Here is a 22,533-nt window from a genome sequence, read left to right as displayed (position 1 = left end):
TCTTTAACGGTGAGAGGGATTTTTTATGCGAATAATTAAAAAGCGAGGTGGCTGTAAATGACTAAGAAAGCAACGGTGTTGGATCAACCCGCCATTCGAAGAGCACTTACAAGGATCGCTCATGAAATCATTGAACGAAACAAAGGGATTGAAGATTGCATTCTTGTAGGAATCAAAACAAGAGGCATTTACATCGCCAACAGATTAGCCGAACGGATTCATGCGATTGAAGGGGAAGAAATTCCCGTCGGCGAAATAGACATCACGCTTTACCGAGATGATTTAACAAAGAAAACAGACGATCACGAACCAGAGGTGAAAGGTTCTGACCTGCCGGTTGATATTACAAACAAGAAAGTCATTCTGGTAGATGATGTATTATTCACTGGGAGAACGGTCCGAGCGGGCTTGGATGCCTTAATGGACCTTGGCCGGCCAAGTCAGATCCAACTTGCGGTCCTTGTCGATCGGGGACATAGGGAGTTGCCGATTCGGGCGGATTTCGTCGGGAAAAACATTCCGACCTCAAGCTCTGAGAAAATCATGGTTGCTTTAACCGAAGTAGATCAGGAAGACGCAGTCACAATATACGAAAAAGAATAACGGAAGTCCTTTTAAGAGCGGTCCAGTGAGGCTGACAAAGGATGGGATTTGAAGGTGGAAACAGGCCTTCTTGTACCCTCTTTGTGCCCTCTTTAGGACAAAGAGGGTTTTTTAATGGGGAAATATGGGTATCAGAGGAGGAAACAGATATGAATCAAAAACAAGATATCGTATTAGATGTAGAAGAAATACCGAATATAGGGAAATGGGTCACACTAAGTATACAACACTTATTCGCCATGTTTGGAGCGACAGTACTGGTTCCATTCCTGGTGGGTTTAAGTCCGGGAGTCGCCTTGATATCAAGTGGGTTGGGAACACTTGCTTACCTCCTGATTACTAAAGGACGAATACCTGCTTATCTGGGATCATCATTCGCATTCATTGCGCCCATCCTTGCTGCTAAGAGTCTTGGGGGTCCCGAGGCTGCCATGATGGGAAGCTTCCTCGCAGGTATTGTATACGGAATCGTAGCATTACTCATCTCGAAACTTGGCTTAAAATGGCTGATTAGAATCCTGCCTCCGGTTGTTGTAGGGCCGGTTATCATGGTCATCGGGTTGGGTCTTGCCGGAACGGCTGTGAATATGGCCATGTATGAAAATCCTGGAGCAGAGCAATTGGTTTACAGCAACACGCACTTCATGGTGGCACTTGCGACATTGGCCATCACGGTCATCTGCTCGATTTACTTCAAAGGTTTTCTTGGAATGGTGCCGATCCTTGCAGGGATCATTGGCGGATATGTCATCGCGGTTTTCGCAGGGCTAGTAGACTTCCAACAAGTGATCGATGCACCCTTCTTCCAGATGCCGGACTTCTTTGTCCCGTTTATAGATTACACTCCGAGCTTCTCATGGGAAATCGTATCCATCATGGTCCCTGTTGCACTGGTGACCCTGGCAGAGCATACGGGGGATCAGATGGTATTAAGTAAGGTCGTAGGACGGAATTTTATTGAAAAGCCTGGCCTTCACCGCTCCATTCTCGGTGACGGGGTAGCGACGATGATTGCATCCTTCCTGGGTGGACCTCCGAATACAACGTATGGTGAGAACATTGGGGTCCTTGCCATTACACGGGTGTTCAGCGTTTTCGTCATCGGTGGGGCAGCAGTGTTAGCCATCATGTTCGGATTCATCGGGAAAATAACGGCATTGATCGGCTCGATTCCATCAGCTGTCATGGGTGGTGTATCGATCCTACTGTTCGGAATCATCGCTTCAAGCGGACTCCGTATGCTGATCGATAATAAAGTAGACCTGGGTAACAAGCGGAATTTAGTCATCTCAAGTGTCATCCTTGTAATCGGGGTGGGAGGAGCATTTGTGAAAATCAATGAGAATGTATCCTTGTCGGGTATGGCCCTTGCCGCGATCGTAGGAGTGTTCCTGAACCTGGTATTACCGGGAAGGAAGGAAAGTGAAGGAGAAAACAACTTATTCCAAGAAGAAAATGCTAAGCAAGATGTTGCATAGAACCACCTTTTAACATGGTCCAGAGAGTCTAGGAAGGGTGAATTTGAACAAGACATGCGGGATCTCCGCACTGTCCCGGTTGGTATGTTCAAAAACACCCTGTCAGAAAAATGGCAGGGTGTTTTTTTGAAAATAAAAGGTAAGATAGGGGGGCTCATGGTGAAAAATTTGTTGACGATGAAAGACTTATCCAAAGAGGAAATACTTCGGATATTGGATGAGGCCGAGCGCTTTAAAGAAGGAGAAACATGGAGGGATGGTTCAAGTAAATATGTGGCCAACCTTTTCTTCGAGGCAAGTACAAGGACAAAATGCAGCTTTGAAATGGCTGAAAGGAAGCTTGGACTTGAAGTCATTCCCTTTGAAGCACAAACATCGAGCGTCCAGAAAGGTGAAAGCTTGTATGACACGGTGAAAACGTTGGAAAGCATCGGAGTCGAGGCGGTCGTCATCCGTCATTCTCTTGAACGATACTTTGATGAACTGGCACCTCTCAACATAAGTGTGATCAATGGTGGAGATGGATGTGGGAATCACCCTACTCAATGTCTGTTAGACCTGCTGACTATACGTCAGGAATTCGGGGGATTTGAAGGACTCAGGGTTTCCATCATCGGGGATATAGCCCATAGCAGGGTAGCCAGGTCCAATGCAGAAGCCCTCACTAAACTAGGTGCGGAAGTCTTTTTCTCAGGGCCGAAAGAATGGTTCCCTTCAGAAGATCGACATCAATATATGCCTATAGATGAATGTATAACAGATTCTGATGTCATCATGCTTCTGCGTATCCAGCACGAGCGCCACGAAAGTACATCCAGTCTGTCAAGAGAGGAATATCATGAATCGTTCGGATTAACAGAAAGTAGAAGAGCCCGAATGAAACCAACTGGCATCATCATGCATCCGGCGCCGGTCAATCGGGGAGTGGAAATTGCAGATTCATTGGTTGAATGTGAACAATCAAGGATTTTCAAACAGATGGAAAATGGAGTATTCGTAAGAATGGCTATTTTAAAAAGAGCGCTTGAAAACAACTAACCAGGGGGAACTTGAGATGAAATGGATAATCCGAAATGCACGTGTTCTAACAAAAAACGGTGACTTAGAGAATGTGGATGTCAAGGTGGAGAATACGAAAATCATCGAGATGGGTCCAGGATTGAAGGGGACAGATCACCAGGAATTCCAAGCAGAAGGGTTATTGCTTTCCCCGGGATTTGTCGATTTGCATGTCCATTTAAGAGAACCGGGCGGCGAACATAAAGAAACGATTGAAACAGGTACAAAAGCAGCTGCAAAGGGTGGATTCACAACCATTGCCGCTATGCCGAATACCAGACCGGTTCCAGATACAGTTGAAAACCTCGAGGCTCTAAACAATAAAATCATGGAAACAGGTACTGTCAGGGTCTTACCGTATGCCGCCATTACGGAACGTCAAATTGGAAAAACCATGAATGACTTACCTGCCTTAAAGAAAATGGGGGCATTTGCCTTCACCGATGATGGAGTGGGGGTACAATCTGCCGGCATGATGTTTGAAGCGATGAAAACTGCAGCAAGTATCAATGCCGCCATCGTCGCCCACTGTGAAGAAAATACATTGATTTATGGTGGAGCGGTTCACGAAGGTGAATTCTCAAAGAAGCATGACCTGCCTGGGATCCCCTCCATATGTGAAGCCGTACATATCGCAAGGGATGTGCTTCTGGCAGAGGCAACAGGAGTGCATTATCACGTATGTCATATCTCAACAAAAGAATCAGTAAGGGTGGTCCGGGACGCGAAGAAAGCTGGCATCAATGTGACAGCTGAGGTAACTCCCCATCATCTTCTGTTATGTGAAGATGATATCCCGGGACTTGACCCCAACTTCAAGATGAATCCGCCTCTTCGAAGTAAAGAGGATCAACAAGCGCTCATAGAAGGTTTACTGGATGGAACAATCGATTTTATCGCTACCGACCATGCACCACATACAGAAACAGAAAAGTCAGAAGGGATAGAGCTCGCTCCATTCGGTATCGTGGGATTGGAAACAGCCTTTCCGTTGCTTTATACACACTTTGTGGAAAAAGAAATCTTTACTCTGAAGCAATTGATTGACTGGATGACGATTAAACCGAGCTCTCTGTTCAATCTTCCGTTTGGACTACTTGAAGTAGGAGGAGGAGCCGATTTTACTCTTATAGATTTAAATGAACAAAAAATGATCGACCCGGCTGAATTTATATCAAAAGGTAAAAACACTCCATTTAAAGAGTGGGAGTGCAAAGGATGGCCGAAAGCAACTTTTTATCAGGGATCTCTTGTATGGAATGAAGGAGGAAACGAACAATGAAAAGACAACTCATTTTAGACGATGGAACAGTTTTCGTGGGAGAAGGATTTGGAGCAAATGAAGATAGTATTGGTGAAGTTGTATTCAATACGAGTATGACTGGCTACCAGGAGATTCTATCCGATCCATCCTACTGCGGACAGCTTGTAACCCTGACCTATCCGCTTATAGGGAACTATGGAATCAACCGGGACGATTTTGAATCGATCTCTCCAGCCATAAAAGCGTTCATTGTCAGAGAAGTGGCTGATTTTCCTTCAAACTGGAGAAATGAATCAACGTTGGACGAATTATTAAAAATAAAAGGTATTCCAGGAATTTCAGATATCGACACCAGAAAGTTAACAAGGATCATCAGAAAGCATGGAGCCATGAAAGGCATCATTTGTTCTGCTGAATATAATCCACAAGACATGCTAAATAAATTGAAGGATACTACCCTTAGGACTGACCAGGTAAAACAGGTTTCCACGAAGACAGCTTATGCTAGCCCCGGGAGAGGTTATCGCGTGGTGTTGATGGATTTTGGGATGAAGCACGGTATCTTACGGGAATTGAATAAACGTGATTGTGACGTAATAGTGGTGCCTTATGATACTTCCGCGGAAGAAATCAGACGCCTGCAGCCTGACGGAATCATGTTATCAAATGGACCGGGGGATCCGAAAGATGTACCGGAAGCGATAGAAACAATCAAAGAACTTCTGGGTGAAATTCCACTCTTCGGCATCTGCTTAGGTCATCAATTATTCGCTCTCGCCTGTGGTGGCGACTCTTTCAAGATGAAGTTCGGCCACCGTGGAGGCAACCATCCGGTTAAAGATTTGAAAACAGGTAAAGTTGCGCTGACCTCTCAGAACCATGGATATGCAGTAGATGAAAAATCCTTAGCAGGTTCGAGATTACAGGTGACACATACTGCAATAAACGATGGATCAGTAGAAGGATTGAAGCACTTGGACTTCCCGGCATTTACGGTTCAATATCACCCTGAAGCATCTCCGGGACCTGAAGATTCAAACTACTTATTCGATGATTTCTTACAACTTATGAAAGAAGAGAAAAGAAAGGAGCTTCAACATGCCTAAACGTACAGACATCAAAACCATCTTAGTTATCGGAAGTGGACCTATCATCATTGGACAGGCGGCAGAATTCGACTATGCCGGAACACAAGCATGCATCGCCCTAAAAGAGGAAGGCTACCGGGTAATCCTGGTGAACTCGAATCCTGCAACTATCATGACGGATGCCGAAATGGCTGATAAAGTGTATATCGAACCGTTGACATTGGAGTTTGTCAGCAGGATTATCCGCAAAGAACGACCGGATGCCCTGCTGCCTACATTAGGTGGTCAAACAGGATTGAACATGGCTGTTGAGCTCGCTCAATCAGGGGTTCTGGAAGAGTGCGGAGTGGAAATTCTCGGGACGAAGCTTTCTGCCATCGAGAAAGCGGAAGACCGTGACTTATTCAGGAATTTGATGAATGAAATGGGTGAGCCCGTACCGGAAAGTGAAATCATTCATTCATTGGATGAAGCCTATCAATTTGTGAACGAAATTGGATATCCAGTCATCGTCCGCCCTGCTTATACTCTTGGTGGAACCGGCGGTGGAATCTGTCATAACGAAGATGAATTGATCGAGATTGTCAGCTCAGGATTGAAGTACAGCCCGGTAACCCAGTGTCTCTTGGAGAAGAGCATTGCTGGCTTCAAGGAAATAGAATATGAGGTTATGAGAGATGCAGCAGATAATGCGATCGTGGTGTGTAATATGGAAAACATCGACCCGGTTGGTATCCATACGGGAGATTCGATTGTAGTAGCACCTAGTCAGACCTTAAGTGACCGTGAGTATCAGATGTTGAGGAATACAAGTTTGAATATCATCCGGGAGTTGGGAATAGAAGGGGGCTGTAACGTTCAGCTTGCCCTTGATCCGGACAGCTTCCAGTACTACATCATTGAGGTGAATCCGAGGGTGAGCAGGTCTTCTGCACTTGCTTCTAAAGCTACTGGATATCCAATCGCGAAGCTTGCTGCCAAAATAGCAGTCGGTCTTACCCTGGATGAAATGATGAATCCTGTTACTGGCAAAACATATGCATCATTCGAACCTGCACTTGATTATGTGGTGACCAAGATTCCAAGATGGCCATTTGATAAATTCGAAGCGGCAAAGCGTAACCTGGGTACCCAAATGAAAGCAACAGGAGAGGTAATGGCGATCGGCAGAACCTTCGAAGAGTCACTCCTGAAAGCGATCCGCTCCCTTGAAAGCAACACATATCACATGGAACTGAGTGATGCACAGCAATTGACGGACGAGTGGATCGAGAAAAGGATTCGAAAGGCCGGGGATGAACGCCTATTCTACATCGGCGAAGCCCTTAGAAGAGGGGTAACGATTGAAACCATACATGAATGGAGTAAAATCGATCTCTTCTTCTTATATAAAATGAATAGAATCGTAGAGTTTGAAAAGGAATTATCTCAGAATCATTTCCACTTTGAACTCGGTCAAAAAGCTAAGCGCATGGGCTTTTCAGATATCACCGTGGCCAAGCTATGGGATAGTACAGAAGCAGAAGTGTATAACTGGAGAAAAGAACATGACCTGACGCCTGTCTATAAAATGGTCGATACTTGCGCAGCAGAGTTTGAATCAGAGACGCCTTACTTCTACGGCACCTATGAAGATGAGAATGAATCCAGGGTCACTGAACGTGAGAGCGTCATCGTCCTTGGTTCGGGTCCGATCAGGATCGGACAGGGAGTGGAGTTTGATTATGCAACGGTTCACTCAGTATGGGCGATTAAAGAAGCAGGTTATGAAGCGATCATTGTGAATAACAACCCGGAAACGGTTTCGACTGACTTCAGTATTTCGGATAAATTATACTTCGAACCACTGACGGTAGAAGATGTCATGCATATCATTGATCTTGAAAAGCCTAAGGGCGTCGTAGTGCAGTTTGGCGGACAGACGGCAATCAATCTGGCAGACGAGTTGGTCAGAAGGGGAGTCACGATTCTCGGTACCACCCTTGAGGATCTCGACCGGGCAGAGAACCGGGATAAATTTGAACATACTCTGAATGAACTGGGGATTCCACAACCGGAGGGGAAAACGGCAGTATCTGTGGAAGGTGCCCTGTCTATAGCTGGAAACATCGGTTATCCGGTCCTAGTCAGACCATCATACGTTCTCGGCGGAAGGGCAATGGAAATCGTTTACAGGGAAGAAGAGCTTCTTATGTACATGAAGAATGCCGTAAAGGTCAATCCTCAGCACCCTGTATTAATCGACCGCTATCTGATCGGAAAAGAAATTGAAGTGGATGCCATTTCGGATGGAACAGACGTCGTCATCCCTGGAATCATGGAGCATATCGAGCGGGCCGGGGTCCACTCAGGTGACTCCATTGCTGTGTATCCTCCACAACAGCTGACGCCAGAACAAAAGCAAACCATTGTCGATTACACGACGAAACTCGCTAAAGGCTTGAATATTGTGGGCCTCTTGAATATTCAATATGTCATCTCAAAAGGTGAGGTCTTTGTCCTGGAAGTGAACCCGCGATCCAGTCGCACAGTGCCATTCATCAGTAAAATCACAAATGTACCGATGGCCAATATTGCGACCAAATCGATTCTTGGAATTTCCCTTAAGGACCAAGGATATGAGTCGGGGCTAATCCCTGAAAAGCATGGAGTGTACGTTAAAGTGCCTGTCTTCTCCTTTGCCAAATTAAGACGGGTGGACATCACTCTCGGGCCTGAAATGAAATCTACAGGTGAAGTAATGGGGAAAGATTTCACATTGGAAAAAGCTCTCTACAAAGGAATGGTTGCAGCGGGAATGCAGATGAAGGAATATGGATCGGTTCTCATGACTGTTGCAGATAAAGACAAAGACGAAGCCGTGATTCTGGCTCAACGCTTCATCGATATTGGTTATCAAATCCTTGCAACAAAGGGTACGGCAGAGCATCTGACAAAAGCAGGTATTGCTGTTCGTGAAGTAGATAAAATCGGGTCAAGCGGCCCTACATTATTAGATATCATCCAGAGTGGTGAAACACAGCTTGTCATCAATACATTGACCAAAGGGAAACAACCTGCCCGGGATGGGTTCAGAATTCGAAGGGAATCAGTGGAAAATGGCATCCCTTGCCTAACTTCACTGGATACTGCCGAAGCCATCCTGAGAGTGATTGAATCGATGACATTCTCTGCCGAGGCACTGCAAGCACATTCGAAAGCGAAAGAGGCGGTGTTTCAATGATCGTAAACGAAAAGATGGTCGTGCTTTCTCATGAAAGGATTGCTGAAAACATCTTCGAGATCGTACTTCAAGGAGATTTAGTGGAGGAAATAAAGGCTCCAGGCCAATTTGTTCACGTGAAAGTCGGGACTGGAATCGACCCCTTATTAAGGAGGCCGATATCCATCGCATCCCATGACCTTCATGAGAAGACCATGACATTGATCTACCGCGCCGAAGGGAAAGGCACGATGCTCCTTTCCAAAGTTGGAACGAGAGAAAGGGTCGACGTATTAGGCCCACTTGGAAATGGATTCTCCGTAGAACGTGGAAATAAGACCGCACTTTTAGTAGGTGGAGGAATTGGAGTTCCTCCCCTCTACGGTCTTTCTAAAAAGCTGGTTGACAGCGGTTGGAAAGTGAACCATATCCTCGGTTTTCAAAATGAAGCTGTCAGCTTTTACGAAAATGAATTCCGGGAACTCGGAGACACATATATTGCAACTGTAGATGGATCCCTTGGTACTGCAGGCTTTGTAACGGATGTTATCAAGGAAGAAAAGCCAGCCTTTGATGTATTTTATTCTTGTGGTCCTACACCCATGCTGAAAGCGCTGGAATCTCAATTGGATGACAAACGTGGTTTCATCTCATTGGAAGAAAGGATGGGCTGTGGAATCGGGGCTTGTTTCGCCTGTGTCTGTCATAAACAGGATGATCCTGAAGGGGCGAGTTATGTGAAGGTTTGCAGTGACGGCCCGGTATTTCCTGCAGGGGAGGTGCTTCTATGAAGTCATTACAAATCGAATTACCCGGATTATCTCTAAAAAACCCTGTCATGCCTGCTTCAGGTTGTTTTGGATTCGGACGGGAATATAGTCAGTTCTATGATTTAAGCGAGCTTGGAGCAATCATGATCAAAGCGACGACGGAAGAGGCGCGCTTTGGTAATCCGACTCCCCGGGTTGCTGAAACGAATGGCGGTATGCTCAATGCAATTGGTTTACAAAATCCCGGACTCACCGGTGTGATGGAAAAGGAACTTCCTTGGCTTTCACAATATGATGTACCGATCATCGCAAACGTGGCAGGCTCTCAGGTCGAGGATTATGTTGAAGTGGCAAGAGTCATCTCTTCCGCTCAAAACGTGAGAGCCCTGGAGCTTAATATCTCCTGTCCTAATGTTAAAACAGGAGGAATTGCTTTTGGGACTATCCCTGAAGTAGCGAAAGAATTGACCGAGAAGGTAAAAGAAGTCTCTCAGGTTCCCCTGTATGTAAAGCTGTCACCGAACGTAGCCAATATTGTGGAAATGGCAAAGGCCGTTGAAGCAGGTGGGGCGGATGGTTTGACAATGATCAATACACTCCTCGGAATGCGATTGGATATGAAGACAGGGAAGCCGATTTTGGCAAACAAAACCGGCGGCCTATCAGGACCTGCGATTAAACCCGTTGCCATCCGGATGATTTATGAAGTGAGTCAACAAGTAGACCTGCCAATCATCGGAATGGGTGGAATCCAGTCGGCTGAAGACGTCATCGAATACTTCTATGCAGGAGCAAGCGCGATTGCAGTCGGGACAGCAAACTTCGTTGATCCATTCGTATGCAAAACAATCATAAACGATCTACCGCCATTACTCGATGAACTTGGAGTCGATCATATTTCGCAATTAACCGGAAGGAGCTGGGGGAAGAATGACTCAAAAGCCGTTTATAGCTCTTGATTTCCCTTCTTGGGAGATGACATCAAACTTTTTGGATCAATTTTCGGAAAGTTTACATGTAAAGGTAGGTATGGAGCTCTATCTTCAAAATGGCCCTGTCATACTTGAGAAGCTTTTAAATAAAAATCATAGGATATTCCTGGACCTGAAACTTCATGATATTCCCAACACAGTCTACGGAGCCATGAAGGGGCTAGCGAGCTTTGACCTGGAGCTTATCAATGTGCATGCAGCAGGTGGCAGCATAATGATGGAAAAGGCGTTGGAAGGTTTATACGCAGGTACACCGGCCAACCATGAACGCGCTTCTCTAATTGCAGTTACACAGCTGACATCGACATCAGAAGAACAAATGCGAATAGAGCAATTGATCCCTAAAACCATCGATGAATCTGTCTTACACTATGCAACCCTTGCGAAACAAGCAGGGCTTGATGGAGTGGTTTGTTCTCCACGTGAAGCATCTATGATTAAAGAATATTGTGGGAATGACTTTTTACGTGTCACTCCTGGAATTCGCTTAGCTGAAGATGATGCAGGAGATCAAAAAAGGGTCACAACTCCACATTTGGCAAGAGAATTAGGCTCTTCCTACATAGTCGTCGGAAGAAGCATCACGGGTGCAGATCAACCGCTACACGCTTATGAACGGATCGTAAAGGAATGGGAGGGCAAAGCATGAAACAAGAAATAGCAAAGAAATTATTAGACATCGAAGCTGTATATTTAAATCCGGAAGAGCCGTTTACGTGGTCATCGGGAATAAAGTCACCCATCTATTGTGATAATCGTCTGACACTATCTTATCCTTCTGTACGGAATAGCATCGCAGAGGGACTGTCAGAGATGATCCGGCAGCACTTTCCTGATGCAGAGGTCATTGCAGGTACGGCAACGGCGGGAATTCCCCATGCTGCGTGGGTTAGCGAGAAGTTAAACCTCCCTATGTGTTATGTCAGGTCAAAGGCCAAAGCCCACGGAAAAGGAAAGCAGATTGAAGGAATTGCGGCTGCTGGGCAAAAGGTGGTAGTGGTGGAAGACCTAATTTCAACGGGAGGAAGCTGTATAACAGCGGTTGACGCCTTAAGAGAAGCAGGATGTGACGTATTAGGGGTAGTCGCTATATTCACATATGAACTGGATAAAGGGAAAAGGATGCTTAAAGAACAAGATATTAAATCATTTGCACTCTCGGATTATTCAAGTTTATTGGAAGTAGCGGTCCAGAGTGGAATCATCCGAGAAGATGATTTAGCACAATTGAAGCGTTGGAAAGAAGACCCGGAGAATTGGGGAAGTTAAGTGGGAAAGCAACTCGTATGTGAGTTGCTTTTTTTATTATTTCGAGGGGAAGGACCATCATATCTATTATCTGCCTTTTTTTGACATGCAAAAAGTTCAATATGTCTGCTGTTCGAGAGAATCCTCAATATTCCCATAAAAAGCTCAAAACAAAAAAACTCCCACTCCAGTCCAAAATATGACGGAGTGAAAGTGCTTCCTCTCAATATTAATCCCTCAGCGCTCGAACCAGATCCAAATCTGGTGTTACATACACGGTTTGTTGTCCGTCATAAATGACAAAACCCGGCTTTGCGCCTTTTGGTTTCTTTACCTGTTTGACTTCGGTGAAATCTACCGGAACCGAACTTGATTCACGTGCCTTACTGAAGTAGGCAGCGATATTGGCCGCTTCCTTGATGGTTTGTTCAGAAGGGTTGGGATTCTTGATGACAACATGAGAGCCCGGTATATCCTTCGTATGAAGCCAAATCTCTTCTCTTCCAGCGACCCTGCTGGTTAAGTAGTCGTTTTGCTTGTTGTTTTTCCCAACCAGGATTTGAGTACCGTCACTTGAAGTGTACTGTTCAAGTACAGGCTTGGAATTGAGCTTTCTCTTTTTCGTTTGCTTACGAGCCCTAAGGTAACCTTCTTCCTCCAGCTCTTCCCTGATTTCTTCAACATCTTTTGTAGAAGCGGATTCTAATTGCTGCAGCAGTTGCTCTAGGTACACAATCTCTTCCTGAGCTTTTTCGATTTGTTCATGAACGATCGTAATGGCATTCTTCGCTTTTTGATAACGGGAGAAATAATTCTGTGCGTTATCAGAAGGAGATTTTTGAGGATTAAGCGGAATCGTTATACTTTCCCCATTTTCATCATAGTAATTAACCACGCTGACCTCCGTCATGCCACGTTCCACGGCATACAGATTCGACGTAAGGAGTTCCCCGAGTAATTGATAGCGGTCAGCCTGTTGGGCGTCATCTAAAGTCTTCTTTAACTTCTCGATTTTATTGATGTTTTTATCCCGTTCATTTCGGATGAACCGCTCCAAGTCGTTCCCTTGTTGCTTGACGCGGTCCCGTGCAGCTTTTTGATAGAAGAATCGGTCCAGCAATTCACTTAAGGAAGAAAAGGTATGTTTTTCACCCTTGAGATGCTCAAGATCCATCCAGTAGAATGTTTCTTTCTCACCAGTGATAAGGGTCGGATTCTTGTCAAAGGTTTTTGCATGATGAATCAATGATAAGAATGATTCAGCGATGGTTGACTGGTTTCCGATCCCTGCCCGGTGAATGACTTCTTTCGCATAAAGCGGAGATATTCCTGCGAAGGATTGAACGATCTGTTTATCGAGCTTTCCGGCATTGAAATCAAGGGCTCTCAGGACATCATCCTTCGTAGCTTCGAGCGGATCTTTCTTGTCCTGCTGGGGCGGCAGTACATACGTGTGGCCTGGTAATACTGTACGATGTGTATTCATGCTAGGTGAAATATGCTTGATGCTATCAAGGATCATATTTCTTCCTTTATCCACCAGGATGATATTACTATGCCGTCCCATGATTTCAATGATTAATTGTTTGTAAGAAATATCTCCAATTTCGTTTCTTCCTTTAACTTCGAAAATGATCATCCGATCCAATTCCACCTGATTGATGCCTTCAATGATGTATCCTTCAAGGTGTTTTCGTAACAGCATGCAGAACATCGGTGGGACAGAAGGATTTTCATAATTTTCTTTGGTTATTTGGACACGTGAATAACTTGGGTGAGCCGACAAGAGCACTTTGTGGTTTTTCCCGTTCGCCCTGATGATCATGATGATTTCGTTTTTATATGGTTGATGTATTTTATTAATGCGTCCATGCAATAAGCTTTCATTCAATTCTTTCGTCATATTTCTTGTAAATAATCCATCAAATGACATATATAACATCCTCTGCTTTAATCAATTTCAGTGTAATTACATTTTATCCGTTTTACCTGCTGTCTAAAATGTAACGAAGGTAACCGATTTTTCCTCTTTCCTTGGTAAAATGCAAAACCTATATAAATCATATCATTTTTTAGGACGAGTCTGAATAAGAATGCTATGAGAAGGATAACTTTTCGTATCGTAGGAGGAGAGTGACATGGTTGCATGAAATTTCATGAGATGAGACAAGAGGACATAGAGCAGTCATTAAATACTAATTATCAAGAGGGGCTATCAACAGATCATGTAGCAGAAAGACGGAAACAGTTTGGATACAATCAATTGGAAGAAGCTGAAAAGCAGTCTGCTTTGTTATTGTTTTTCAGTCAATTCAAGGATTTTATGGTTCTCGTGTTATTGGCAGCCACTCTCATTTCGGGATTGCTTGGGGAATACATCGATGCGATTGCCATCATTGCCATTGTACTTATAAACGGTTTTTTAGGGTTTTTCCAAGAACGAAAAGCGGAAAGATCCCTGCAGGCATTAAAGGAGCTTTCTGCACCGCAAGTCTCGGTATTGAGAGATGGAAAGTGGGTGAAGATTGTCTCAAAAGAGGTTATCATCGGGGATGTTATTCGATTTGGCAGTGGAGACAGAATCGGTGCTGATGTACGCCTTATCGAAGCGAATAACCTGGAGATAGAGGAATCTGCACTTACGGGTGAATCAGTTCCAGTTGCAAAATCCACTCAACCTGTCAATGGTGAGAATATGAGTCTTGGAGATTTGGAAAACATGGCGTTTATGGGAACGATGGTCACACGAGGAAACGGGATTGGTGTCGTGACCTCGATTGGCATGAAGACAGCCATGGGACAGATTGCGGATATGATTCAAAAGGCTGAAACCATGACGACCCCTCTTCAGAGAAGACTTGAAGAATTAGGGAAAATCCTCATTACGGTTGCACTTGTATTGACGGCGCTGGTGGTGGGAATCGGTGTGATTCAGGGCCATGATATGTATACAATGTTTTTGGCAGGGGTTTCATTAGCTGTTGCAGCCATTCCTGAAGGGTTACCGGCCATTGTAACTGTGGCTCTTTCACTGGGCGTTCAGCGGATGATTAAAAAGAAGGCAATCGTTCGAAAGCTTCCGGCTGTTGAAACGTTAGGCTGTGCTTCGGTTATTTGTTCGGATAAGACAGGTACCCTTACTCAAAATAAAATGACGGTCACCCATCTGTGGAGCGGCGGGAAAACGTGGACGGTAACTGGAACAGGATACGAGCCGGACGGACAATTCTATAACGGGGAGCGACGTGTGACTCCTCATAGTGAGAATGCCTTACAGCAATTATTGACGTTTGGAATGCTCTGTAACCATGCAGAACTCGTAACCCGTGAAGGAAGCTTTATTGTCGATGGAGATCCTACTGAAGGAGCACTGCTTGTTGCAGGTTTGAAAGCGGGACTCTCAAGAGAGTCATTACAGAAAAAATTTACGATTGTGAAAGAGTTCCCATTCGATTCCACCAGGAAGATGATGAGTATCATCGCAGTTGATCAAAATGGAAAGTACTTCTCTGTAACCAAAGGTGCCCCGGATGTTTTGGTCGGGAAGAGCGAGTCGGTCCTTTGGGAAGGAAGGCTCCAAAGGAAATCCTCAGAAATCACGGGAGAAGTAGAGGGTGCCATCCATGACATGTCTTCTAACGCTTTAAGAAACATTGCCATTGCATATAAACCGATCAAGGATAGGGCCTGGGAGTCATTAACGGAGTCAGACATAGAAGAAGGTGTCACTTTCATCGGCTTGCAGGGAATGATTGATCCCCCAAGACCGGAAGTAAAGCAAGCGGTAAAAGAGTGTCGTGCAGCCGGCATCAAGACGGTCATGATCACCGGGGATCATGTGCTGACGGCCAAAGCCATTGCGAAACAGCTGGGAATATTGAAAAATAAAGATCGCGTACTCGACGGTAAGGCTTTAAATCAGATGGAAGTACATGAACTGGAAGAAATTGTGGATGAAGTATCGGTGTTTGCAAGGGTGTCTCCAGAACATAAATTGAAGATTGTCAAAGCATTGCAAAATAGGGGGCATGTAGTAGCGATGACCGGGGACGGGGTAAATGATGCCCCGGCCATTAAATCTTCTGATATTGGAGTGGCTATGGGGATAACCGGTACAGACGTTGCAAAGGAATCTTCCTCTTTGGTTCTCTTGGATGATAACTTTGCTACGATCAAATCAGCGATCCAGGAAGGCAGGAACATCTATGAAAATATCCGGAAATTTATTCGGTACCTTCTCGCGTCGAACGTCGGTGAAATACTCGTCATGCTATTTGCCATGATTCTTGCCCTTCCACTGCCGTTGGTCCCGATTCAGATTTTATGGGTGAATCTTGTGACAGATGGCCTTCCTGCCATGGCATTAGGTCTGGATAAGCCGGAAGATGATGTTATGAAGAGGAAACCGAGGCATCCGAAAGAAGGTGTGTTTGCACGGGGACTCGGCTGGAAAGTCGTGTCAAGGGGATTCCTGATCGGAGGGGCGACTTTACTTGCGTTCATGTTATCCTACAAGACACACCCTGATCATCTGGCTTATGCCCAAACCGTCGCGTTCGCTACATTGGTCATGGCACAGCTGATCCATGTGTTTGATTGCCGTAGTGAAGTTTCGGTGTTTTCAAGAAATCCTTTTGGGAACATGTATCTTGTCTGGGCCGTATTATCTTCGCTTATTTTAATGCTGATCGTCATCTATGTACCATCATTGCAGCCAATCTTCCATACGGTGCCGATCGTGTTAAAGGACTGGCTCTTAATCATCGGTTTAAGCTCAGTTCCGACGTTTTTACTTGCAGGGTCATTTTTTGCAAGAAAAAAACAGTGAAATGTGGTATAATCCAAAAGGTAATAGAGAAAATCCTCTATTACCTTTTTTATATAAATAGTGATGTATCGATTATAAGGGATTGTTCCCTTCGCTGAATGAACAGTACAAGATAGGGAGATCAGCGTTGTTCTACATACGTAAACCGTCAAAGGATTGGATGTGATCGTAATGGTTGTCAGTATGACAGGCTTTGGCAGAAGCAAAGTAGAGTCTGAACAACATTCTGTAACGGTAGAAATGAAATCCGTTAATCACAGATTCAGTGAGTGTTATATAAGGATGCCGCGTCAATTATTGAAGCTCGAGGATAAAATAAAGAAACAAGTTTCCCAAAGCGTCAAAAGAGGGAAAGTGGATATTTTCATCACGATCAGCGGTGAAGGCCTCGTACATAAAAACCTGCATATTGACTGGAAGCTCATTCAAGATTATTATCAGTTAGTAAATAAGGTGAAAAAAACCTTCTCATTACATGATGAAGTGCAACTATCCCATCTGTTAGACAGAGAAGAATTTGTGATGGTTGAAGAAATGGAAGAAGAAAATGAAGAGCTTGAGCACTTGGTATTAAAAGCTGTTGATGAAGCCGTGTTGGATCTCAGAAGGATGCGGGAGAAAGAAGGTGAGCTCCTTAAGAATGACTTTCTCACACATCTCCAAAAATTTGAGCTGAGCGTAGGGGAGCTGACCCAGCATGCCCCTGAAGTGGTCAATCTATATAGGGAACGATTAAGAAAAAGAATAGTAGAATACAATGAAAATTCTTTTGACGAAAGTCGTATCCTTACGGAAGTGGCCATCTTTGCGGATAAATCAGATATCACAGAGGAATTGACAAGGCTTAAAAGTCACATTCAGTATTTTCATTCCACATTGATGAATGAAGGCCCTGTAGGCAGGAAATTGGATTTCATGATCCAGGAAATGAACAGGGAAGTCAATACAATTGGTTCAAAAGCAAATGATTCCTTCATTGCCACCATTGTGGTAGAACTGAAATCAACACTTGAGAAGCTGAGAGAACAAGTGCAAAATGTAGAATAAGAAGTTTAGTTTTCCGGCATTCCGGCGAAACTAAACTATTGATTAGGAGGAGCATTATGTCGATCAAGCTCATCAATATAGGATTTGGAAATATCGTTTCAGCTAACCGGATCATTTCAATTGTAAGTCCGGAATCAGCCCCGATCAAGCGCCTGATACAAGATGCAAGGGATCGTGGAACACTCGTTGATGCTACATACGGAAGAAGAACAAGAGCGGTCATTATTACGGACAGCGATCACGTCATTCTTTCAGCTGTTCAACCCGAAACCGTTGCTCATCGTTTGACAGATAAAGAGGATTTAGTAGAAGAAGGGCAGGGTAAATAAATGAAAGAAAAAGGATTGCTGATCGTTCTTTCCGGACCATCAGGTGTAGGGAAAGGAACAGTTCGTAAAGCGATTTTTTCCCAGGAAGATACAAAGTTTGAATATTCCATTTCGATGACCACACGGAAACCCCGTGAAGGAGAAGTGGATGGTGTAGATTATTTCTTCAAATCAAGAGAAGACTTCGAAGCGCTCATCACCGAGGGCAAGTTGTTGGAGTATGCAGAGTTCGTTGGGAACTATTACGGGACTCCTGTGGACTATGTACGTGAAACACTGGATGCAGGAAAAGATGTTTTTCTTGAAATCGAGGTACAAGGTGCACAGCAGGTAAGAGATAAATTTCCTGAAGGACTGTTTATCTTTCTGGCACCCCCAAGTCTATCCGAACTTCAAAACCGCCTCGTCACTAGAGGAACTGAAACGGACGATTTGATCCAAGGTAGAATGAATACAGCAAGAAAAGAAATTGAAATGATGAATTTATATGATTACATTGTTGAAAATGATCAGATTGAACATGCAGTAGACAAAATTAAATCCATCGTTCAGGCAGAACACTGCAAGCGGGAACGCGTGCAACAACGATACTTAAATATGCTGGAGGCTGAGTAAATGTTAAACCCATCCATTGATTCATTAATGAAAAAGATCGATTCTAAATATTCGCTGGTAAGTATTGCTGCTAAGCGTGCAAGGAACCTTCAAGACACGGGTGATTATCGTTTGAACCGTTATGATTCTCATAAGTTCGTAGGGAAAGCTCTTGAAGAAATCCATGCAGGTCAATTGTCTATGAAAGAAAGAGATGCCAAAGCAGTCTATTCTGATGAATAAACGGCAGTGTGCTTATTGAATAACTCCAGGGGTTGACTCGAAAGATTTCATCATCTTTCGGGACAACCCTATTTTCTTTTTCTATTAATATCCTTCATAATATAAAGAGGATAAAGAGTAATGGGGGAAAGTAGAATGATGCAGGGGAAAAAAATACTATTATGTGTTTCTGGTGGAATCGCTGTATATAAAGCAGCGGCATTGACGAGCAAGCTTGTTCAAGAGGGTGCACAAGTGAAAGTGATCATGACAGAGTCAGCACGAAATTTCGTTGCCCCCCTCACGTTTCAGGCATTATCACGTCAAGATGTATACTGGGATACTTTCGATGAAAAGGATTCATCTAAAATCGCTCATATTGATTTAGCGGATTGGGCCGATCTGGTACTGGTGGCACCTGCAACGGCCAATATAATTGGAAAACTTGCAAACGGCATTGCGGACGATATGATCACCACAACCATCTTAGCGACGACGGCGAAAGTGTGGATCGCCCCGGCCATGAATGTACATATGTATGATCACCCGGCAGTAAAACGCAATATTGATATACTATTTGAGTTTGGCTACCAATTTGTCGAACCAAGTGAAGGGTATCTGGCATGTGGATATGTAGGGAAGGGAAGACTCGAAGAACCGGAGAAGGTAGTCGAATTGATCAGTGATTATTTTTCAAATGGTGACAAAGAAACTATGCTTTTACGAGGAAAGAAAGTAGTGATAACAGCAGGTCCTACAAGGGAAATGGTCGATCCTGTACGTTTCTTCTCTAATCGCTCTACCGGGAAAATGGGATTCTCCCTTGCAGAAGCGGCGGTTTCCCTTGGGGCAGAGGTGTTGCTGATTTCCGGTCCTTCTGAATTACCCGTTCCAAAGGGTGTTGAATATGTTTCCGTCACGAGTGCAGAAGACATGTACAATGCCGTCCACGAAGCTTTCCCGTCTGCTGATATCGTTGTGAAAAGCGCTGCGGTTGCTGATTATCGCCCTAAAGAAATCCTGGGGGACAAGTTAAAGAAAAAAGATGGAAATCTCGTGATTGAATTCCAGCGGACAAAGGATATCTTAATGAGCCTTGGTGAGAGAAAGACCCATCAATACCTGATCGGATTTGCAGCAGAGACGACAAATGTCATAGAGTATGCCAGAGCTAAGCTTGAGAAAAAAAGGGCGGATATGATTGTCGCGAATAATGTGAAGGAGTCGGGATCCGGATTCGGAACAGATACGAACAAAGTAATCATTGTGACAAATCGAGGTAACGATCGTGAGTTACCATTACTACCAAAAGTAGAGGTAGCTAAAGAAATCTTCAAAGAAGCGATTGCTCAAATGGAGAAGGGTACCGCACATGAACGTAGCTAGTGTCATAGTAGATGTTCCTGCCATGCAGACGGATCGGACGTATGATTATATCATCCCAGATGAGTGGATGGACAGCATCGTTCCCGGCATGAGAGTCATCGTTCCATTTGGTCCAAGGAAGATTCAGGGCTTTGTCATTGAATTAAAGGAAAAAGGGGAAGTCTCGAAGCTGAAATCGATCATCGAGCCGATGGACCTTGTACCGGTTTTGAATAAGGAGCTACTCACACTGGGGAACTGGCTTACAGAGAAGACGCTCTGCTTTAAAATATCAGCATTTCAAGCGATGCTGCCGGCTGCGATGAAAGCAAAATATGAAAAATACTTTCGGCTGGAAGAAAACAGGAGTAAAAGCGAACTTCATCTCTCCCTGCAGCGGTTCTTTCAGAATGGAAAAGACGTCGCCTGGAAAGTGATCGAAGAAAGCGGCCTTCTCCCGCTTGTACATAAAGAGGTAAAACGAGGTAACCTTGAAGTCCTTTACAGAGTGAAAGCAAAAGGCAGTAAGAAAACCGTTCGTAAGCTTTATCTTAATGTACCGGCTGATAAAGCGGATGAAGTGAAAAACAGTCTGCCTCCCCAGGCAAGTAAACAAAAACAAATTATTGAATATATGATCGATTCTACGCCTGGTGGAGATGGTATCCTCCAGTCCACACTCTTGGATGACATGTCTACGACTTCAAGTACAATCAAATCGTTGGTTAATAAGGGGATCCTCATTGAGAAGAACGTTGAAATGTACCGGGATCCATTTCAAAATAGAGTATTTGAGAATACTTCACCTCTTCCGTTGACCCCACAGCAAGATCAGGCGATTCGTCCGATACTGAGTACCATCGATCAAGAAGAGCATCACACATTTCTCTTGTATGGTGTAACGGGTAGTGGGAAAACAGAAATTTATTTACAATCGATCCAGCGTGTCTTACAGGAAGGGAAGGAAGCCATCGTACTGGTTCCTGAAATATCCCTTACACCACAAATGGTCCACCGTTTTAAAGGACGCTTCGGCGACGATGTTGCCGTCCTTCACAGCGGATTGTCAGTAGGTGAAAAATATGATGAATGGAGAAAGATCCAACGCAAAGAAGTGAAAGTGGTGGTAGGTGCACGCTCTGCCGTTTTTGCCCCCTTCGAAAATTTAGGGATCATCATCATCGACGAGGAGCATGAAACGAGTTACAAGCAAGAAGAAAATCCTCGTTATCATGCGAGGGAAGTGGCGATCTATCGAGGCGAAATCCATGGTTGTCCAGTGATTTTAGGCAGTGCGACCCCATCTTTGGAAACATTCGCCCGGGCTTCTAAAGGTGTATATGAGCTCTTGACACTGGATAAACGTATGAATGACGGCCCGCTCCCATCTGTCGATATCGTGGACATGCGGGAGGAATTAAGGAATGGTAACCGTTCCATGTTTTCAACCACCCTGTTTGAAAAGCTTCAATCCCGGATCGAAAAAGGAGAGCAAACCGTGCTATTCCTTAATCGCAGAGGACACTCCTCCTTCATCATGTGCAGGGATTGCGGCTTTGTCCTGCAATGTCCTAACTGCGACATTTCCTTGACGTATCATCGATTTTCCAACGGGATGAAATGTCATTACTGCGGTCATGAAGAAAGTGTACCTACCACTTGTCCGGAATGCATGAGTGAGCATATCCGTTACTTTGGAACGGGCACTCAGAAGGTGGAGGAAGAATTGACGAAGCTCCTACCGGATGCAAGGATCATTCGCATGGATGTCGATACCACATCCCGAAAAGGATCCCATGAAAAGCTATTAACGGCTTTCGGGGAAGGAAAGGCGGATATCCTTCTTGGTACCCAAATGATCGCCAAAGGTCTCGATTTTCCGAATATCACGTTAGTCGGAGTTCTTAGTGCAGACACCATGCTGCATCTGCCGGATTTCCGTGCTGCTGAGAAAACGTTTCAGTTATTGACACAAGTGAGCGGGCGGGCTGGCAGGCACACATTACCAGGTGAAGTCGTCATTCAAACCTACACACCTGAGCACTACTCGATCGAGTTGGCGTCTGATCATGATTATAATCGGTTTTATCAGCAGGAAATGATGATGAGGAAAATGGGCTCATACCCACCTTTTTACTACATAACACTGATCACATTAAGTCATGAGGATGTCATGAAGGTAGTGGATATTTCGGAAAAGATGACATCTTACGTCCGTTCTAAGCTATCTGATACGACAATCATTCTCGGGCCTGTGGCGTCACCGATTCCCAGGATCAAGAATAGATATCGATACCAATGTTTGATAAAATACAAACGGGAACCAAATCTTGGCATCACATTGAAAACAGTACTTGATCAGTTCCAAAAACAATATACATCACAGGGGCTAACCATCTCCATTGATGTGAATCCTTATGTGATGATGTAATCAATTAGAAAAA

General features: G+C 44.4%; 18 protein-coding genes. 17 read left to right on the top strand and 1 reads right to left on the bottom strand.

What is annotated here, in order from left to right; all coding sequences use genetic code 11:
• Positions 1-57: 57 nt before the first annotated feature.
• The 10 genes from pyrR (at position 58) to pyrE (ending at position 11,725) form a co-directional block, all read left to right on the top strand.
• Positions 58-603: a bifunctional pyr operon transcriptional regulator/uracil phosphoribosyltransferase PyrR gene (pyrR, locus tag KYJ26_RS18955; RefSeq protein WP_219168994.1), complete on the top strand. Its 546-nt coding sequence runs from the start codon at positions 58-60 to the stop codon at positions 601-603.
• A 149-nt stretch (positions 604-752) separates the two neighbouring features.
• Positions 753-2,081, top strand: a complete 1,329-nt coding sequence (locus KYJ26_RS18950; protein WP_219168992.1) for a uracil-xanthine permease family protein — start codon at positions 753-755, stop codon at positions 2,079-2,081.
• 159 nt (positions 2,082-2,240) lie between these two features.
• Complete coding sequence (locus KYJ26_RS18945; protein ID WP_219169361.1) at positions 2,241-3,119, top strand: aspartate carbamoyltransferase catalytic subunit; 879 nt, start codon at positions 2,241-2,243, stop codon at positions 3,117-3,119.
• A 16-nt stretch (positions 3,120-3,135) separates the two neighbouring features.
• Positions 3,136-4,422: a dihydroorotase gene (locus KYJ26_RS18940; protein ID WP_219168990.1), complete on the top strand. Its 1,287-nt coding sequence runs from the start codon at positions 3,136-3,138 to the stop codon at positions 4,420-4,422.
• Complete coding sequence (locus tag KYJ26_RS18935) at positions 4,419-5,510, top strand: carbamoyl phosphate synthase small subunit (protein WP_219168988.1); 1,092 nt, start codon at positions 4,419-4,421, stop codon at positions 5,508-5,510. Before KYJ26_RS18940 ends, KYJ26_RS18935 begins: the two co-directional genes overlap by 4 nt.
• Positions 5,503-8,715 carry a carbamoyl-phosphate synthase large subunit gene (gene carB / locus KYJ26_RS18930; protein WP_219168986.1) on the top strand — a complete coding sequence of 1,071 codons (3,213 nt, stop codon included), beginning with the start codon at positions 5,503-5,505 and terminating at the stop codon, positions 8,713-8,715. The genes KYJ26_RS18935 and carB overlap by 8 nt, the downstream gene beginning before the upstream one ends.
• The gene (locus KYJ26_RS18925) at positions 8,712-9,485 is read left to right on the top strand and encodes a dihydroorotate dehydrogenase electron transfer subunit (protein ID WP_219168984.1); all 774 of its coding nucleotides are present in this window, start codon (positions 8,712-8,714) and stop codon (positions 9,483-9,485) included. Before carB ends, KYJ26_RS18925 begins: the two co-directional genes overlap by 4 nt.
• The gene (locus KYJ26_RS18920) at positions 9,482-10,423 is read left to right on the top strand and encodes a dihydroorotate dehydrogenase (protein WP_219168982.1); all 942 of its coding nucleotides are present in this window, start codon (positions 9,482-9,484) and stop codon (positions 10,421-10,423) included. The genes KYJ26_RS18925 and KYJ26_RS18920 overlap by 4 nt, the downstream gene beginning before the upstream one ends.
• Positions 10,395-11,105: an orotidine-5'-phosphate decarboxylase gene (pyrF, locus tag KYJ26_RS18915; RefSeq protein WP_219168980.1), complete on the top strand. Its 711-nt coding sequence runs from the start codon at positions 10,395-10,397 to the stop codon at positions 11,103-11,105. Before KYJ26_RS18920 ends, pyrF begins: the two co-directional genes overlap by 29 nt.
• A complete protein-coding gene (pyrE, locus tag KYJ26_RS18910; protein ID WP_219168977.1) occupies positions 11,102-11,725 on the top strand; it encodes an orotate phosphoribosyltransferase in 624 nt (207 codons plus the stop codon). The genes pyrF and pyrE overlap by 4 nt, the downstream gene beginning before the upstream one ends.
• 208 nt (positions 11,726-11,933) lie before the next feature.
• On the opposite strand, the gene KYJ26_RS18905 is transcribed toward pyrE, so the two are convergent.
• Positions 11,934-13,637, bottom strand: a complete 1,704-nt coding sequence (locus tag KYJ26_RS18905; RefSeq protein WP_219168975.1) for an Rqc2 family fibronectin-binding protein — start codon at positions 13,635-13,637, stop codon at positions 11,934-11,936.
• Between the two features lie 213 nt (positions 13,638-13,850).
• Between KYJ26_RS18905 and KYJ26_RS18900 the strand changes: the two genes are divergently transcribed.
• The 7 genes from KYJ26_RS18900 (at position 13,851) to priA (ending at position 22,520) form a co-directional block, all read left to right on the top strand.
• The gene (locus KYJ26_RS18900; RefSeq protein ID WP_219168973.1) at positions 13,851-16,532 is read left to right on the top strand and encodes a cation-translocating P-type ATPase; all 2,682 of its coding nucleotides are present in this window, start codon (positions 13,851-13,853) and stop codon (positions 16,530-16,532) included.
• A gap of 171 nt (positions 16,533-16,703) precedes the next feature.
• On the top strand, positions 16,704-17,579 hold the full coding sequence (locus KYJ26_RS18895; protein ID WP_219168971.1) for a YicC/YloC family endoribonuclease: 876 nt from the start codon (positions 16,704-16,706) through the stop codon (positions 17,577-17,579).
• Between the two features lie 56 nt (positions 17,580-17,635).
• A complete protein-coding gene (remA, locus tag KYJ26_RS18890; protein WP_034755776.1) occupies positions 17,636-17,908 on the top strand; it encodes an extracellular matrix/biofilm regulator RemA in 273 nt (90 codons plus the stop codon).
• Positions 17,909-18,523 (top strand): guanylate kinase, encoded by a 615-nt coding sequence (gene gmk, locus KYJ26_RS18885; RefSeq protein WP_219168969.1) that lies wholly within the window; start codon positions 17,909-17,911, stop codon positions 18,521-18,523.
• A complete protein-coding gene (gene rpoZ, locus KYJ26_RS18880) occupies positions 18,524-18,745 on the top strand; it encodes a DNA-directed RNA polymerase subunit omega (RefSeq protein ID WP_034755771.1) in 222 nt (73 codons plus the stop codon).
• 135 nt (positions 18,746-18,880) lie between these two features.
• The gene (gene coaBC, locus KYJ26_RS18875; protein WP_219168967.1) at positions 18,881-20,110 is read left to right on the top strand and encodes a bifunctional phosphopantothenoylcysteine decarboxylase/phosphopantothenate--cysteine ligase CoaBC; all 1,230 of its coding nucleotides are present in this window, start codon (positions 18,881-18,883) and stop codon (positions 20,108-20,110) included.
• Positions 20,097-22,520, top strand: a complete 2,424-nt coding sequence (priA, locus tag KYJ26_RS18870) for a primosomal protein N' (RefSeq protein ID WP_219168965.1) — start codon at positions 20,097-20,099, stop codon at positions 22,518-22,520. Before coaBC ends, priA begins: the two co-directional genes overlap by 14 nt.
• Positions 22,521-22,533 lie beyond the last annotated feature (13 nt).

It is taken from the genome of Rossellomorea orangium (assembly GCF_019334305.1).
Taxonomy (GTDB): Bacteria; Bacillota; Bacilli; order Bacillales; family Bacillaceae_B; genus Rossellomorea.
Note: the sequence above shows the minus strand (reverse complement) of the source record. Positions and strands in the feature narration are given on the sequence as shown.